This window comes from Methylotenera versatilis 79 (genome assembly GCF_000384375.1).
GTDB classification, from domain to species: domain Bacteria; phylum Pseudomonadota; class Gammaproteobacteria; order Burkholderiales; family Methylophilaceae; genus Methylotenera_A; species Methylotenera_A versatilis_B.
On sequence record NZ_ARVX01000001.1, the window covers coordinates 2529681 to 2544809 of the forward strand.

General features: G+C 42.1%; 14 protein-coding genes and 1 tRNA gene. 4 read left to right on the forward strand and 11 right to left on the reverse strand.

Annotation, left to right across the window (positions count from 1 at the left end; all coding sequences use genetic code 11):
* Nucleotides 1-24: 24 nt before the first annotated feature.
* The 5 genes from ribD to glyA form a co-directional block, all read right to left on the reverse strand.
* Entirely contained in the window at nt 25-1161 is a 1137-nt protein-coding gene (ribD, locus tag METVE_RS0112195; RefSeq protein WP_020168772.1) for a bifunctional diaminohydroxyphosphoribosylaminopyrimidine deaminase/5-amino-6-(5-phosphoribosylamino)uracil reductase RibD, read from the reverse strand.
* A 153-nt stretch (nt 1162-1314) separates the two neighbouring features.
* Nucleotides 1315-1707, reverse strand: a complete 393-nt coding sequence (locus METVE_RS0112200; protein ID WP_020168773.1) for a hypothetical protein — start codon at nt 1705-1707, stop codon at nt 1315-1317.
* An 85-nt stretch (nt 1708-1792) separates the two neighbouring features.
* Complete coding sequence (gene nrdR / locus METVE_RS0112205; RefSeq protein WP_020168774.1) at nt 1793-2236, reverse strand: transcriptional regulator NrdR; 444 nt, start codon at nt 2234-2236, stop codon at nt 1793-1795.
* Nucleotides 2236-2535, reverse strand: coding sequence for a hypothetical protein (locus tag METVE_RS0112210; protein WP_020168775.1), 300 nt, complete (start codon nt 2533-2535; stop codon nt 2236-2238). Before METVE_RS0112210 ends, nrdR begins: the two co-directional genes overlap by 1 nt.
* A gap of 12 nt (nt 2536-2547) precedes the next feature.
* Nucleotides 2548-3795 carry a serine hydroxymethyltransferase gene (gene glyA, locus METVE_RS0112215; protein ID WP_020168776.1) on the reverse strand — a complete coding sequence of 416 codons (1248 nt, stop codon included), beginning with the start codon at nt 3793-3795 and terminating at the stop codon, nt 2548-2550.
* 497 nt (nt 3796-4292) lie between these two features.
* Between glyA and iscX the strand changes: the two genes are divergently transcribed.
* The 4 genes from iscX (at nt 4293) to METVE_RS0112235 (ending at nt 8421) form a co-directional block, all read left to right on the forward strand.
* A complete protein-coding gene (gene iscX, locus METVE_RS0112220) occupies nt 4293-4487 on the forward strand; it encodes a Fe-S cluster assembly protein IscX (RefSeq protein WP_020168777.1) in 195 nt (64 codons plus the stop codon).
* A 130-nt stretch (nt 4488-4617) separates the two neighbouring features.
* Complete coding sequence (locus METVE_RS0112225) at nt 4618-6030, forward strand: phosphomannomutase/phosphoglucomutase (RefSeq protein WP_020168778.1); 1413 nt, start codon at nt 4618-4620, stop codon at nt 6028-6030.
* 44 nt (nt 6031-6074) lie between these two features.
* Entirely contained in the window at nt 6075-6554 is a 480-nt protein-coding gene (locus METVE_RS0112230; RefSeq protein WP_020168779.1) for a retropepsin-like aspartic protease family protein, read from the forward strand.
* A gap of 202 nt (nt 6555-6756) precedes the next feature.
* On the forward strand, nt 6757-8421 hold the full coding sequence (locus METVE_RS0112235; RefSeq protein ID WP_020168780.1) for a glycoside hydrolase family 17 protein: 1665 nt from the start codon (nt 6757-6759) through the stop codon (nt 8419-8421).
* Nucleotides 8422-8521: 100 nt separating this feature from the next.
* On the opposite strand, the gene METVE_RS0112240 is transcribed toward METVE_RS0112235, so the two are convergent.
* The 6 genes from METVE_RS0112240 to pheT all read right to left on the reverse strand — a co-directional run bounded on the left by METVE_RS0112240 (nt 8522) and on the right by pheT (nt 15120).
* A complete protein-coding gene (locus METVE_RS0112240) occupies nt 8522-10201 on the reverse strand; it encodes an alpha-D-glucose phosphate-specific phosphoglucomutase (protein WP_020168781.1) in 1680 nt (559 codons plus the stop codon).
* 140 nt (nt 10202-10341) lie between these two features.
* The gene (locus tag METVE_RS0112245) at nt 10342-11367 is read right to left on the reverse strand and encodes a catalase family peroxidase (RefSeq protein ID WP_020168782.1); all 1026 of its coding nucleotides are present in this window, start codon (nt 11365-11367) and stop codon (nt 10342-10344) included.
* Nucleotides 11368-11656: 289 nt separating this feature from the next.
* Nucleotides 11657-11733 (reverse strand) — tRNA-Pro (locus METVE_RS0112250).
* Nucleotides 11734-11887: 154 nt separating this feature from the next.
* The gene (locus METVE_RS0112255) at nt 11888-12286 is read right to left on the reverse strand and encodes a MerR family transcriptional regulator (RefSeq protein ID WP_020168783.1); all 399 of its coding nucleotides are present in this window, start codon (nt 12284-12286) and stop codon (nt 11888-11890) included.
* 85 nt (nt 12287-12371) lie between these two features.
* Nucleotides 12372-12662: an integration host factor subunit alpha gene (locus tag METVE_RS0112260; protein WP_020168784.1), complete on the reverse strand. Its 291-nt coding sequence runs from the start codon at nt 12660-12662 to the stop codon at nt 12372-12374.
* A gap of 106 nt (nt 12663-12768) precedes the next feature.
* Nucleotides 12769-15120, reverse strand: coding sequence for a phenylalanine--tRNA ligase subunit beta (gene pheT / locus METVE_RS0112265; RefSeq protein ID WP_020168785.1), 2352 nt, complete (start codon nt 15118-15120; stop codon nt 12769-12771).
* Between the last annotated feature and the right edge of the window lie 9 nt (nt 15121-15129).

Genomic DNA, 15129 nt, shown 5'->3' on the forward strand with positions numbered 1-15129 from the left:
GTTTAGATGGTTTTCTTGATTAACTTAAAGTTTATTAACAGCTGAATAAACAGGTTTAGCGCGCAATCGAATATCAGCGCCAATTTGACGTAATTCAAGCACATCTAGCGCTATGGCTTGGTTCATTTGTGAGAAAGCTGGCATGGCGAATAAACTTTTGGCATCACTACCCATCAGTTTTGGCGCGTAATAGATCAAAAGCTCATCAATCAGGTTTTGCGCAAGCAAGGCGCCGTTTAGGTTTTCCCCACCCTCGACTAGCACTTCATTGATTTGCATGTGCGCGAGATGACTTAACAGTGATTTCAGGCACACTTTATTCTGTTGATTAGGAAGTGATATAAGCTCTGCACGAGCGGCTAATAATTCACTGGCTTTATTTTCTGGGTCTTGGGCAAAGACAATTAAAGTATGACCACCTTGTAAAATTTTGGCTTGTGGCGAAATACGTAATTGACTATCTACAATCACGCGTAATGGTTGTCGTTCAACGCCCAAGCTGCGTACGGTCATTGCAGGGTCGTCATTTAAAACCGTGCCAATACCGGTTAATATCGCGCACGATTGCGCACGCCATTTCTGCACATCCAGCCTTGCGGCTTCACTGGTAATCCATTGACTGTTGCCGTTGTTAAGCGCAGTTTTGCCATCTAAACTACTGGCGATTTTGCAGCGTACATACGGCAATTTTCGTGACATGCGTGAGATAAAACCGGGATTGAGTGCTAAGGCTCGATCTTGCATTAAACCACTGGCGACTTGAATATTGTGTGCCTGTAAATAAGCTAAACCACTACCTGCAACGATTGGGTTAGGGTCAACCATTGCCGCAATCACTTTTGCTACACCTGCTTTTACTAATGCTTCTGCACAAGGCGGCGTGCGGCCAGTGTGGCTACAAGGCTCTAAAGTCACATAAGCTGTTGCACCTTTGGCAATATCGCCTGCCTGACGCAAGGCAAATACTTCTGCATGCGGCTCGCCAGCTTTTAAATGTGCGCCTTCACCAACGACGACGCCATCTTTTACAATCACACAACCCACGCGTGGGTTCGGCATGGTCGTGTACAAACCCTGCTCTGCCAGCCTTAGCGCACGTGTCATCCAAACATGGTCGCTGGCAGTAAAGGGTACCTCTACAAATTCAATTTTCGTTGTCACACAGCGTTACTCATAAAAAATAATTCCTTACATATCAAACATATGCGGCGTCATTATTTTTATATCGCGCCTTGTTTGACTTAGAAACTTGAATTTATAGAGGTCCCCTAAACATATTAATGCACATAAGGTACTTCATACTTAAAAGTATCACTAATGCGACGAAATGCGGCTTTGCGTTAACTTATTATTGGCATCAAAAAATATCAGCAGGCCATGATAAACATGCATACATTTGCCCAAATCATATTCAATGGCACTATTTTTTGCAGTGAACGATTCTTCTAAGCTCGGGCGACCTAACAATGCCATCACCGCTTCTTTTGGCGCGCCTTTGATTAAAATATTCTGTTGTAAATCAAACGCCATATCCCCGCGTTTGCATTCTTGCTCAGTAGTGGTTGCGTATTGAATCCACTTGGTCTGATCAAATTTTTCAGAGCCAAAAACCACTTTGTCTTTAAATGCCCACCAAGTAAAAAAAACAATCGTCAACAACACGGTAAAAACTGCTAAAGCAATAGAAGAAATATTGATAAATTTCATAGTATTAAATGATTACTTTCAATTAGTTAACTTGCGATTGATGATTGAACTGAGATGCGTTTATTGGTAATTTATTTAGGTTAAGCTACAAGTCGCGAATCACATTGTTAAAGTCATCCACATCTGAAAAACTTCGATACACCGATGCAAAGCGGATATAAGCGACTTTATCCATTAGTTTTAGCTCTTGCATCACACTCTCGCCCAAATCGCGCGCGGGGACTTCTCGCTCGCCCAAGCCCAACATTTTTTGCACAATATGATCTAGCGCGCGGTCTACATATTCCGTTGGCACAGGGCGTTTATGCAAAGCACGCGTAAACGATAAGCGCAGTTTTTCACGATTAAATTCTTCGCGCGTACCATTTTGTTTCACCACTTGCGGCATATGTAATTCAGCCGTTTCATAAGTAGTAAAGCGTTTATCGCAAGCCCCACATTTGCGGCGACGGCGAATAGAATCCCCTTCGTCATTGACTCTAGAATCAATGACTTGGGTATCATCCGTGCCACAAAATGGACACTTCATTAATTAACACTCCGCTTAAGTCTTAAATAGCTAAGATTAATAAAAAATCCAACAAAATATAGCAATAAAAAAGTAGGTATCCCAATTAGAAGATATGCACCAGCCCAAGAAATCTCACGCAAAAAAACGCTTAGCCCCAACTCATGTATAGCTGCCATTTGAAAAACAATCGGTAACTGTAAAAAAACAAACACGCCTTTATTATCTTCACCAGCTGAATATGCCATGGCTAAACAAGCAAGAATAATTAACGCATAAATTATGCAAAAAATAACTCCAACTCGGTTCAGTTTAGACATTGATGTGATTACTTATGCGCCATAAACGGGAAAGTTAGCAGTTAACGCATGCACTTTCGCTTTAGTCGCCGCAATCAACGCTTCATTTGTTGGATTATCCAACACGTCCGCAATCAGGTTCGCCACGATTCTGGCTTCCTCTTCTTTAAAACCGCGCGTGGTGATGGCTGGCGCACCGATGCGAATACCTGAAGTCACGAATGGACTTTCCGGATCGTTTGGAATCGCGTTTTTATTCACGGTGATATGCGCCAAACCTAAAGCTGCATCCGCAGCTTTACCTGTTAAACCTTTTGGACGGAGATCAACCATAAACATGTGCGATTCTGTGCGGCCAGACACTACACGCAAGCCACGCGCTATCAAGGTTTCTGCCATCGCTTGCGCATTTTTGATCACTTGCGCTTGATAGGTTTTAAATTCTGGTTGCGCGGCTTCAAGGAAAGCAGTCGCTTTTGCAGCAATCACGTGCATCAACGGGCCGCCTTGCAAGCTGGGGAATACGTTTGAATTAATCGATTTTTCAAATTCCGCTTTAGCCAAAATAATACCGCCGCGTGGGCCGCGTAAGGTTTTATGTGTGGTTGACGTTACAAAATCGGCATGTGGCACTGGGTTTGGATAAACGCCAGCCGCGATCAAGCCAGAATAATGCGCCATATCGACCATGAAATAAGCGCCGACTTTTTTGGCTATTTCAGCCATACGCGCCCAATCAAAACGTAAGGCGTAAGCTGAAGCACCGCCAATCAATAGTTTTGGTTTACATTCAATCGCGATACGCTCCATCTCGTCGTAATCGATTTCTTCTTTGTCATTCAAACCGTAGGGCACGATATTGAATAGTTTGCCGGATAGATTTGCAGGTGAGCCATGTGTTAAGTGTCCGCCGTGGCCCAAGTTCATACCCATCACGGTATCGCCTGGTTTTAGAATAGAAAAATACACCGCTTGGTTAGCTTGCGAACCAGAATGCGGTTGCACGTTGGCATATTCTGCGCCATACAACGCTTTTAAGCGGTCAATCGCTAATTGCTCCACTTGGTCCACAAACTCGCAACCGCCGTAAAAACGTTTGCCTGGATAACCTTCTGCATATTTATTGGTTAATTGTGAGCCTTGTGCTTCCATTACTGCTGGGCTGGTGTAGTTTTCAGAGGCGATTAACTCAATGTGATCATGCTGGCGCACAACTTCTGCATCGATCATGGTGGCAAGTGCTGGATCAGCAATCGCAAGCTTGTTGGAATAACTAAACATGACTTTAAAACTTTCTACTAATTTAAGAAGTGAAAAGGTATTACAAAATAGTTGGCTATTTTATCACGCTGTAGCTGCATCTTAAACTATGCATAATAACCAGACCGATGATTAGTGTGTGAAAAATACAATTGGTTGTAATAATTGGTTACATACAACCACAAAATGCAGCATTACAACCTTGCAACCAATGCTTAAAAAAATAAGTAATTGTTTTTATTAATAAAAATATTGGGCATAAGTATTGCATGAATATAAATGTAGCTCTATCTCCAAAGCGCTTCTTAGCCCAGCCTCTTCACGTATCAGATGCTGGGCTTTTTTTATGCACGTATTTGTATTTAATTTCATGCTTATTTTTCAGGTTAATTTAAGTGTTAACTATGCTGGAATAGCAATTTAACCATTTCACTGTAATTAGAATTTAACAATCGACTAAACAAGCCGCGCTATAATAAGTTTTTTATGTGTGAAATTTTATATATGGAATACAGCCAATGAAATGGACAGATAGCTTAAGAATAGCGGAAGAATTAGTCGATAAACACCCTGACGTTGACCCAAAAACCATTCGCTTTACCGATTTGATGCAATGGGTACTGGATTTGGACGGTTTTGATGATGAACCAGAACGTTGCGGCGAAAAGATATTAGAAGCCATTCAATTGGCTTGGATTGACGAAGCTAGCTAGATTAAAATTCACGGCTGTGCACATTCAAGCTTAGTTTGAAAGTGGTAATAAACCATAGTAATTAATCTTAAGAATCAAGCAATATTAACAACGCATTTAAAAACCATCTATTTTATTACTGACCAAAATTATGCAAACATCTAATCCCATCGCGATCCCAAAAGAAATCTTTAAAGCCTACGATATTCGCGGCATTGTGGGCAAAACGCTTACGCCCAGCATCGTAGAATCCATTGGACATGCATTAGGTAGCGAAGCCAAACAGCGTGGGCAAACCGAGATCTGTATTGGTTTCGATGGCCGATTATCTGGCCCAGAATTAGCCGAAGCGTTGGCGGTCGGCATCCGAAAATCTGGTATTAATGTAGTTAATCTTGGCATGGTCGCCACGCCAATGGTGTATTTTGCAGCTTATCATCTCAACACGCATTGTGGTGTGATGGTCACTGGTAGCCATAATCCGCCTGACTACAATGGTTTGAAAATGGTGCTGGCAGATGAAACATTGTCCAACGCTTCTATTCAAAGTTTGCGTGAGCGTATCGAGCAAAAGAACTTTAGTTATGGCGAAGGCACAACACGTCATTATGATATCGCTGCTGATTACATTGCCACCATTCAAGCGGATATTAAATTAGCGCGACCGATGCACATTGCAGTAGATTGTGGCAATGGTGTGGCAGGCGCTTTTGCAAAAACTTTATATAACACAATTGGTTGCAGTGTTGATGAGCTATTTTGCGAGGTAGATGGTCATTTCCCTAATCACCATCCCGACCCTTCTGTGCCAGAAAATCTGGCCGATTTAACCAATCTTTTAAAAACGAATCACGCCGAAATCGGTTTAGCGCTTGATGGCGATGGCGATCGATTGGGCATCGTCACCAAAGATGGCAACATCATTTATCCAGATCGACAATTATTGTTATTTGCAGAAGACGTGTTAAGCCGCAACAAAGGCGCGCATATTATTTTTGATGTGAAATCGACACGTAATTTAAGCCCATGGATCCGCAAATATGGCGGCGACCCGATTATGTGGAAAACTGGACATTCTTTAGTTAAAGCGAAAATCAAAGAAACCAACGCGGCATTGGCTGGCGAAATGAGCGGACACGTATTTTTTAATGATGCCGATGAAAATGGTAAAAAACGTTGGTACGGCTTTGATGACGGCTTGTATTCAGGTGCACGCATGCTGGAGATTTTAAGCCGATTTGATAATCCATCTGATATTTTAAATAGCCTGCCAGATAGCGTCAGCACGCCTGAGCAGCACATTCACATGCAAGAAGGCGAACCGCATGCGTTGATTGCACAATTACAAAAAACTGCCACTTTCGAAGGCGCGGTCGAGCTGATTACCATTGATGGCCTGCGCGTAGAATATGCAGATGGCTTTGGTTTGATGCGTCCATCCAACACAACGCCAGTGATTGTGTTGCGTTTTGAGGCGGATTCTGAAGCCGCATTATTGCGTATTCAAGGGCAATTTAGAGAAGTAATCTGGAACGCTGCACCGCACGTTGCGATACCTTTTTAGCGCTGTCTTTTTAACAGACTTAACACTCAAAAAAAGCTTAAAAATTGTCTCGCAGCTCAATTATCTACGCCATTATTTGGCTAAGTCTGGTGTTTGGTATTTATTATTTGGTCGATAACATTCAAAACCCCAATAAAATGTGGCGTTTGGGTGACGACGCGCATCAAGTGATATTAAAACGTGGTTTAGATGGTCATTACCGTGCAGAAGCATTGATTAACGGCCAAAAAGTGAATGTATTAGTCGATACAGGCGCAACAGGTGTTGCAATTTCGCAATCGGTTGCTGACAGATTGCAACTGAAAAGCTTAACCGCAGTGCGTACCAGCACGGCTAATGGCGATAGCGTCGGCTATATGGTGCGGCTTGATTCTGTGACAGTTGGTGGCGTTCAGGCGCGTAATGTGTCAGCGATGATTGCACCGGGATTAGGCGGCGATGTGTTACTCGGCATGAGTTATTTGGGGCGCATGGATGTGCGTTTATTTAAAGGCGAGATGACCATCAAGCAGGTTACTGACTAATTTTTGTTAAAGCTGGCCTTCTGGCAAAACCAGCATTCCATTTAAAATACAACGCGCCATTTTGATTTTTTAAACCAACAGCTTACTATTGTACTAATCCAAAGTACTAGGTTTACAAAGTAGTATATCTACAAAACGCTGCATTCAAAAAATGACGATTCAAAATCTGTCATTTATTACATTTCAAAGCTATTAGGAAATCATGACCAATAAAAGCCCAAACACCTTATGGCGATATGCATTATTTAATCTAGTGGTTCTGGCTTTAATCAGCGCATGGTTCTGGCAACAGAACCAACCAGTTAAACTCGCTGAACCGCAATTAGCGGTAGACGGCAAGCTGCAATGCGTGTCTTACGCGCCTTATTATGGCGAAGGTCAAACGCCGTTCATCAAAGGCACGCATATCAGCCAAACGCAAATTGAAAGCGATTTGAAGTTATTGGCCAAACACTCTCAATGTGTACGTATTTATTCCGTTAACCAAGGATTAGATTATGTGCCCGTCGCCGCTTCAAAAATTGGTCTAAAAGTATTGTTAGGTGCTTGGGTAGGCTGGGTAGATAGCGATAACGTACAAGAAATCAATCTTGCTACTAAATTAGCCAATCAATATCCAGGTACCGTTGTAGGGCTGATTGTGGGCAATGAAGTCTTATTGCGTGGCGAACAAACTGAGCTGGCAATGGCGGAATATATCAAGCTGGCCAAACAATCCACCAAAGTACCGGTAACTTATGCGGATGTTTGGGAGTATTGGCTAAAGCATCCAGCTTTGGAAAATTCGGTCGATTTCGTGACCGTGCATGTATTGCCTTATTGGGAAGATGATCCGCAACCAGTCAGCAATGCCATGCATCACGTCAATGTGGTGATGGATAAAGTCACGCATACCTTTACCAAACCTGTGATGATTGGTGAAACTGGTTGGCCTTCAGTCGGTCGTCATCGCAATGCTTCCGTTCCAAGCGCGGTGAATCAAGCACGCTATATACGTGAATTTTTACTACGTGCCGAAGAAGCTAAGTGGAATTACAACATTATCGAAGCGGTAGACCAGCCATGGAAACGCTTTTTAGAAGGTGCAGTTGGCGGTTATTGGGGTTTGTACGATACTGAACTGAATCCAAAATTTTCATTTTCAGGCCCGATGGCTGAGCGTCAAGATGGTTTAAAACCAGTATATTGGGCTGCAGCTGGCTTATTGATATGGCTAGCGGTGGCATTCGCATTTGGTGAACGTCGCAACAGTGCGTTAGTTGGCGCTGCGACCTTAGGCGCTTCCGCTGGCTTGATGGGCTTATTGCAAACTGGCTATTTGGTGGTTGCGTGCCGTGATATTGTCGAGTGGATTGGTTTAGGCAGTTTGAGCGGTTTGGGCATATTAACGATATTAGCCATGCCATTTATCATTGCTAGAAAACAGAATGTTGATTTAACAGATGCGCAGAGTAAAAAGATTATCCGCATCAGTCTGTTTATCTTCACGCTTTGCGCCGCGATTGCTGGTTTATTATTGATACCTAAAGCTTGGATATTGCTGCCAATTTCCAAATCCATGCCGACACTGTCAGGTTTTTTCTATAATCTTGACGGACGCTATCGCGACTTTCCGTTAACCATTTATTTGTTGCCAGTGCTGCAACTTAGTATTGGATTATGGCTGGCACAATTACGCACATTAACGCGCACAGAGTCGCGTATTTATCGCTATCTCAATGTAATCGCGCTAGTCACGATGGGCGTATTTATATTATCAGAACCGCTAAATGTGCAGGCGTATGCTTGGCTTGCGTTGGTGATATTGTTGGCTGTGATTAGCTGGCCAAAATACAATCGTTTAGCGACTAAAGATTCAGAAGATTAATTATTTGAATAGACTTAACACTAAATTATTAACAACAAATTAACCATATAAAAGTCAGCATTATTGCTGGCTTTTATATTTAAAACTGCTTGATTTCAATCTAAGTAATCACCGTTGGTGCATCGCGATTAGTACGTTCTTTAAGTTGCGATATCTGCAATGCGATTTGAATCATTTCGCCCAAGGCCACTTGCGCATTCAAATGATGATTGTTCACATCGGGATCAAAAGCCTCTAGATAAATGCGTAACGTTGCGCCCTCAGTCCCCGTGCCAGATAAGCGAAACACAATACGCGAACCGCATTTAAACAAAATGCGAATTCCCTGCCCAGTGCTAACCGAACCATCGATCGGGTCTGTGTAACTAAAATCATCACAAGTATCAACCGTGTATCGCTCAAAAGTTTGATTAGGCAATGTTAAAAATTGCGATTTAATATGCGCAATCACGCCGTTTGCTTCGCCAGTTGGAATCACTTCGTAATCGTGGCGCGAATACACATTGCGGCCGTAAGTTGCCCAATGCGCTTTTGCAATGGCTTCTACACTCGGAATTTCACCCTTGGCGGTTTTAGCGGCAATAATATTCAGCCAACATAACACTGCCCACAAACCATCTTTTTCACGCACATGATTACTACCTGTGCCAAAACTTTCTTCACCGCACAAAGTCACTTTGCCAGCATCCATCAAGTTGCCAAAAAATTTCCATCCTGTCGGCGTTTCATAGCACGGAATATTAAGCGCGGCCGCCACTCTATCAACCGCACCGCTGGTCGGCATAGAGCGCGCTACGCCCGCCAAACCCTGGCGATACGCTGGTATTAACGTCGCATTAGCGGCAATAATCGCCAAGCTATCCGATGGCGTGATGAAAAAACTTTTGCCCAAAATCATATTGCGATCACCGTCACCGTCCGATGCGGCACCAAAATCAAAATCAGGTGCAGAATCCGAATACAGTACGTCGACCAATTCATGCGCGTAAGTTAGGTTGGGGTCAGGATGACCGCCACCAAAGGTTTCGCTTACTTCACAATTCATCAAGCTGCTTTCTGGCGCACCTAAACGCTGCACTAAAATTTCTTTAGCATAAGGCCCAGTTACTGCATGCATGGCATCAAACTTCAACGTAAACCCTGATTGAATCAACGCTTTAATTGCTGAAAAATCAAATAGTTGCTGCATCAAATCTGCATAATCACTGACAGCATCAATCACCTGTACACTGAAAATGTGGTCAATATCATCAAAGCGGGTTTCAGTAATCTTGCCCAAATCTATATCCGCAAGATTGGCTATTTTGTAATGAGTAATCGTTTTACTTTTGGCAAAAATCGCTTCAGTGATTTTTTCTGGCGCAGGTCCGCCGTTTGCCGTGTTGTACTTAATACCAAAATCTTCCGTTGGACCTGCAGGATTATGGCTGGCGGATAAAATAATACCGCCAAAAGTTTGATAATGCCGAATGATGTGTGATGCGGCTGGCGTCGATAAAATACCATTTTGGCCAACAATCACTTTTGCAAAACCATTTGCTGCGGCCATTTTAATGATGGTTTGAATAGCCGTTTTATTATAAAAACGACCATCTCCACCCAAAGTTAAGGTAGCGCCAGATTCAATTTCTAATGTGTCAAAAATACTTTGTACGAAATTTTCAAGATAATGTGCCTGCTGAAAAACTTTTACTTTCTTACGTAAACCAGATGTGCCAGGTTTTTGGTCTAAAAAAGGCTGTGTTTGGATGGTGTGGGCTTGAATAGTACGAGTTTGCATGGTGAATTCCTATGATTTATAGCCATTATAGTTGAAAAAAAAGCGCAATAAATGCGCTTTTTTCAATTCGTTTTATGTGTTAACTATTGACAATAATAAGCTTAGTTAACACATAAAACACAGCAATATTTAATGTTGGTTCACTTGCCTAAACGTCTACCGAAACTCACAGCATAAGCACTTGGGCGCGCCAACAAAATAGGGTCTTCAGACGCCTCAATACCATCAACCAAATTTAACGGATTAAACATAGTCGATTTCTCATATTTTACGCCGTCTGCATCTATCGTTTTAATCACCAACGTGCCCAATTCAACTTGTTTTCTGCTCTCAGGCCACACCACAGTTGCATCATTCAACACATCGCCTTTTTTAGCTAATTGCACGCTTAATTTGTAACTTGCCGGCGCTTTAGCCAAACGTTTTGGTAGCTCTTCAAACAAATAATTAGGCGTAACTTTTGCTGCTTCTGCTTTGCTTAAAAATTGTGCGCCTTTAATAGGCGTGATGCGGTAGCGACCATATTGTGTCTCACCTTTTGCATTGATAAATTTAAAAGCATTCACGCCAAAAAACGATTGTGTCGCGAAGCTTACTGGTGGCAATTTTGGCATTTGCACAAACTTAAGTGCCGCTGGATGTGAGCCTAAAAACTGCTCCACTGGCGTTGGTTTTACAGCCTCTGGGCCGCTAGTAGCAATCGCATTGAGCAACCCTAAAAAATCTTCAGGATTAGCAGCGGGAAAGCCATTGGTGGAAATGCTCACAATATCCGTGTAAGAACCATCAGGCAGATTGAAACGTATCGCAATGCCTTTAGGAAAAGCATTGCCATCCGCGTCGGGAATGTTTGGCACGCCAGTTGCATCTGAAAAGCGCACAGTCACTGGACTAGACGTTTTTTGCAAATGCTCCGCTTTAGTAATACTAGCAGCTGATTTTGCAGGCGTAAACTCACCCAAAGCAACAATACCTTTGGCGTGATTAGCGCGAAAACCTGCGTGCGGGCCACCAGATAACTTAGTTAACGTGTTCACAATTTGCTCAACAACTGGCTTATCTGCTTCTGCTGTTGGGGGCGCTTCAGCATAAGCTTGCGCAACAATTAAGAACATTGCAGCCGATACAAATACTGTTAATGTGTGATTTTTAACGTTTTTCTGCATGATATTTTTCCTAATTTCAAATTAGTTAAAGTTTTAATTTTATTCATTATAACGATTTGGAGCAGTTACGTTTTAACCAATCGCGCGTGAAAAATTATTTGCTAATCTGTCGTTAATATTAAAGCAAGCAAGTGACATACCATACAGATTTTAAGCAGACGTTTGTAATACTAGCAAATAAAAAATTCTTAAATTAAGATGATGCAAGGTTATAGCTAACGCATTTTAGGATGCACGCCTCAAAAACAAAAAAGACCTATAGAGGTTAGTCTATAAGTCATGATTTTATTGGTCGGGACAGCAAGATTCGAACTTGCGACCCCATGCCCCCCAGGCATGTACGCTACCAGGCTGCGCTATGCCCCGAACCGCACTACTATTGATTTGCAGTGAGCTAGCATTATAAATCAAATACGTATGCCACCAAAAATATTTAGCGCGATTGATCAGTATTAACAATGGATTGTTAAAAAATTAAGGCCGCTTTGAAAGCGGCCTTAATAGAATGCAATTAAATGGATTAAGCACGAAGTAATTGAATAACCGCGCGAATTTCTTTTTTAAATAGCAACAGATCTATCCCTACATTCGTTTCTGATTCTTTTGCTGAAGTAGTTTGCGTATTCGCTGCTGTTGCTTCCGCTTTAACTTCTGCACCATCTAAACGATTTCGAGCGCCACTAATAGTAAAACCTTGCTCGTATAACAATTCACGAATTTTACGAATCAGTAACACTTCATGATGTTGATAATAACGACGATTACCGCGACGTTTTACTGGTTTTAACTGGGTAAACTCTTGCTCCCAATAACGCAATACGTGTGGTTTTACGCCGCACAAGTCACTCACCTCACCAATCGTAAAATAACGCTTGGCGGGTATTGGTGGCAACTGCATTTTAGGTGCTGAATCTATCATTGATAATTTGTATGTAATCTAATAGCCCAAATTTAGAAATTTTTTAGCACTAAGACTTTTAATATTAATGCTATATTGAATCTGGTTAAGCGTAGTGCTCTTCAACTTTACTTTTTAATTTCTGACTCGCATGAAAAGTCACCACACGGCGCGCAGTAATCGGTATTTCTTCGCCAGTTTTTGGGTTGCGGCCAGGACGCTCAGATTTTTTACGTAATTCAAAATTACCAAACCCCGATAACTTAACGCTATCACCCGTTTCTAAAGCGGTACGCACTTCCTCAAAAAATGCCTCTACCATATCTTTTGCCTCGCGTTTATTCAAGCCCACTTGCTCAAACAACAAATCGGCTAAATCCGCTTTTGTTAAGGTCATACATTTCCCCTGAACGTCTTATTATTCATTAATTTCCCGCTAATTTTTGTTTGCTTGTTTTCACTACTTGGCTAGTTTTATTCATCATTTTTAATAATAAAACTAGTTAATTTCGCAATGAGGCGCCAAATTGATTTTCTAATAATTTTAGCAACTGTGCCATTGCAGCTTCAGCTTCAATATCTACCAAAGTTTTATGAGTATCTTGCATAAGTACCGATAATGCAAGGCTTTTTTTATTTTCAGGAATACCTTTTCCTTGATATATATCAAACAGTTGCACTTGTGTCACAAGTGGAATATTGGCATTTGTCACTGCGTTCAATATTACTTGAACAGGTTCATTAATGTCGACAATAACTGCCAAATCGCGACGTATCGCTAATGTTTTTGGTACTTCTAAATAGCTTGCAACTGATTTTTTCAGCAAAGGCAAAACTTCCAGCTCAAACAAAAAGCAATTTTTTACCAAGCTGTAATGTTGCTGCCATTTTGGATGTAATTTTCCCAACCAACCAATTGGCTGACCATCTAAATAAATACGAGCTGACTGGCCAGGATGTAATGCGCTGTGCGTTTCTGCCCGATATTCGGCATTTCCATGTGTTAACTTTTCTACTGTAGCTTTAATATCATAAAAATCGACATCTTTTGTGGCGGCACCCCACTGCTCTGGCTGAAATGCACCGTAGAATAAGCCTGCAACGCGCGCTTGCTCGTTAAAACCTTCTGGCGCAGCGTGATAGCTTGACCCGATTTCAAATAACATCGCACGCTCTTGTTTGCGATTGATATTATAAGTCAACGTATCTAATAATCCGCCCCACAAACCACTGCGCATCACACTTAAATTGCTGGCAATAGGATTTTTTAGTTTGATCGGTTGCGTATTGCCTAATAAATCGCGCTCCCAGCTTTCATCTACAAAGCTATAACTAATAATCTCTTGATAACCTTGCGCTTGCAAAGCATCATGCAACCAATTTGTATTGAATACAGATTCTGTTGCATTGAGCATATTTAAATGCGCTGTTGGGATAATTGCTGGAATTTTATCGTAGCCGTGTAAACGGGCGATTTCTTCAATCAAATCTTCTTCACGTGCAATATCAAAGCGATAAGTCGGCGCTTTGATGACAAAAAGATTATTCTCTTCTGTGAATTTAAAGCCCAATTGCGTTAATAAAGTACCAACCGTTTGTTTAGGAATGGTAATGCCCAACACAGAACATAAGCGTGAATAGCGCAATGTGACAGAAACGCGCTCTGGCAACTGATTAACTACTTCGGTTAATTCGCCAGCTTTACCACCACAAATTTGCAGCACTAAACCCGTTGCGCGTTCCAAAGCTAGTTTTGTATTTCCAAAATCTACACCGCGTTCAAAACGGTAGGATGAATCGGTACTTAATCCTAAACGACGCGCTTTACCTGCGATTGCATCAGGCGTAAAAAAAGCGCTTTCTAAAAATATTGCCGTTGTAGCATCCGTCACAGATGTAGGTTCACCGCCCATAATGCCCGCCAGCGCAATCGCACCGTTGTTGTCGGCAATCACTAAATCATCGCTGGCTAATTTAACTTCGGTATTATTAAGCAGCTTGACTTGTTCATTTTCTGCTGCAAATCGAACGTTAACTCCACCGTTTAATGTAGCCAAGTCAAATGCATGCATCGGTTGGCCAAGCTCCAATAATACGTAATTGGTAATATCGACAATCGCGCTGATGCTGCGAACACCGCTACGTTCAAGATTGCGAATCATCCAATCGGGCGTGTTGGCTTGGGCATTCACACCTTCAATCACGCGGCCATAATAAGCAGGACACGCTTCACTTGCAGTAACTTTCACAGCCAGTGATTTAGCACTTTCAACAGCAACTGTATTAAATACAGGCAATGTAATTGGCGCGCCAGTAATAGCAGTCACATCACGTGCAATCCCTAAAATACTTAAACAATCGGTGCGGTTTGGCGTGAGTTTTAATGTGAGCGTATAGTCATTTAAATTCAAATACTCACGAATATCTTGACCTGCTGTTGCATCATCTGGCAACTCGAGCAAACCATTTGCTTCTGCCGCTAATCCCAGTTCTTTGGCCGAGCATAGCATGCCAAAAGACTCAACACCGCGCACTTTGGCTTGCTTGATGGATATACTTGGCAACTCGGCTCCAACCAACGCGCAAGGCACTTTTAATCCCACTCGCGCGTTGCTTGCACCACATACAATTTGCAAGGGTTCCTTACCAACATTGACTTTACACACCTGTAAACGATCAGCATCAGGATGTTTAATCGCTTCAATAATTTCGCCAATCACAATATTGCCAAACGCTGGTGCAACAGGTGTCATTTCTTCCACCTCAAGCCCTGCCATTGTTAAGGCATGACTGAGCTCTGTGGATGACATTGCAGGATTGACAAAGGCACGTAACCAGTTTTCTGAAAATTGCATAGAGTTTAA

What these genes read in the sequence shown, in the direction of transcription:
- iscX (WP_020168777.1), top strand. Translation starts at nt 4,293, where the DNA reads ATGAAATGGACAGATAGCTTAAGAATAGCGGAAGAATTAGTCGATAAA.
- METVE_RS0112255 (WP_020168783.1), bottom strand. Translation starts at nt 12,286, where the DNA reads ATGATAGATTCAGCACCTAAAATGCAGTTGCCACCAATACCCGCCAAG.
- METVE_RS0112240 (WP_020168781.1), bottom strand. Translation starts at nt 10,201, where the DNA reads ATGCAAACTCGTACTATTCAAGCCCACACCATCCAAACACAGCCTTTT.
- METVE_RS0112235 (WP_020168780.1), top strand. Translation starts at nt 6,757, where the DNA reads ATGACCAATAAAAGCCCAAACACCTTATGGCGATATGCATTATTTAAT.
- METVE_RS0112260 (WP_020168784.1), bottom strand. Translation starts at nt 12,662, where the DNA reads ATGACCTTAACAAAAGCGGATTTAGCCGATTTGTTGTTTGAGCAAGTG.
- nrdR (WP_020168774.1), bottom strand. Translation starts at nt 2,236, where the DNA reads ATGAAGTGTCCATTTTGTGGCACGGATGATACCCAAGTCATTGATTCT.
- pheT (WP_020168785.1), bottom strand. Translation starts at nt 15,120, where the DNA reads ATGCAATTTTCAGAAAACTGGTTACGTGCCTTTGTCAATCCTGCAATG.
- glyA (WP_020168776.1), bottom strand. Translation starts at nt 3,795, where the DNA reads ATGTTTAGTTATTCCAACAAGCTTGCGATTGCTGATCCAGCACTTGCC.
- METVE_RS0112210 (WP_020168775.1), bottom strand. Translation starts at nt 2,535, where the DNA reads ATGTCTAAACTGAACCGAGTTGGAGTTATTTTTTGCATAATTTATGCG.
- METVE_RS0112200 (WP_020168773.1), bottom strand. Translation starts at nt 1,707, where the DNA reads ATGAAATTTATCAATATTTCTTCTATTGCTTTAGCAGTTTTTACCGTG.
- METVE_RS0112245 (WP_020168782.1), bottom strand. Translation starts at nt 11,367, where the DNA reads ATGCAGAAAAACGTTAAAAATCACACATTAACAGTATTTGTATCGGCT.
- METVE_RS0112225 (WP_020168778.1), top strand. Translation starts at nt 4,618, where the DNA reads ATGCAAACATCTAATCCCATCGCGATCCCAAAAGAAATCTTTAAAGCC.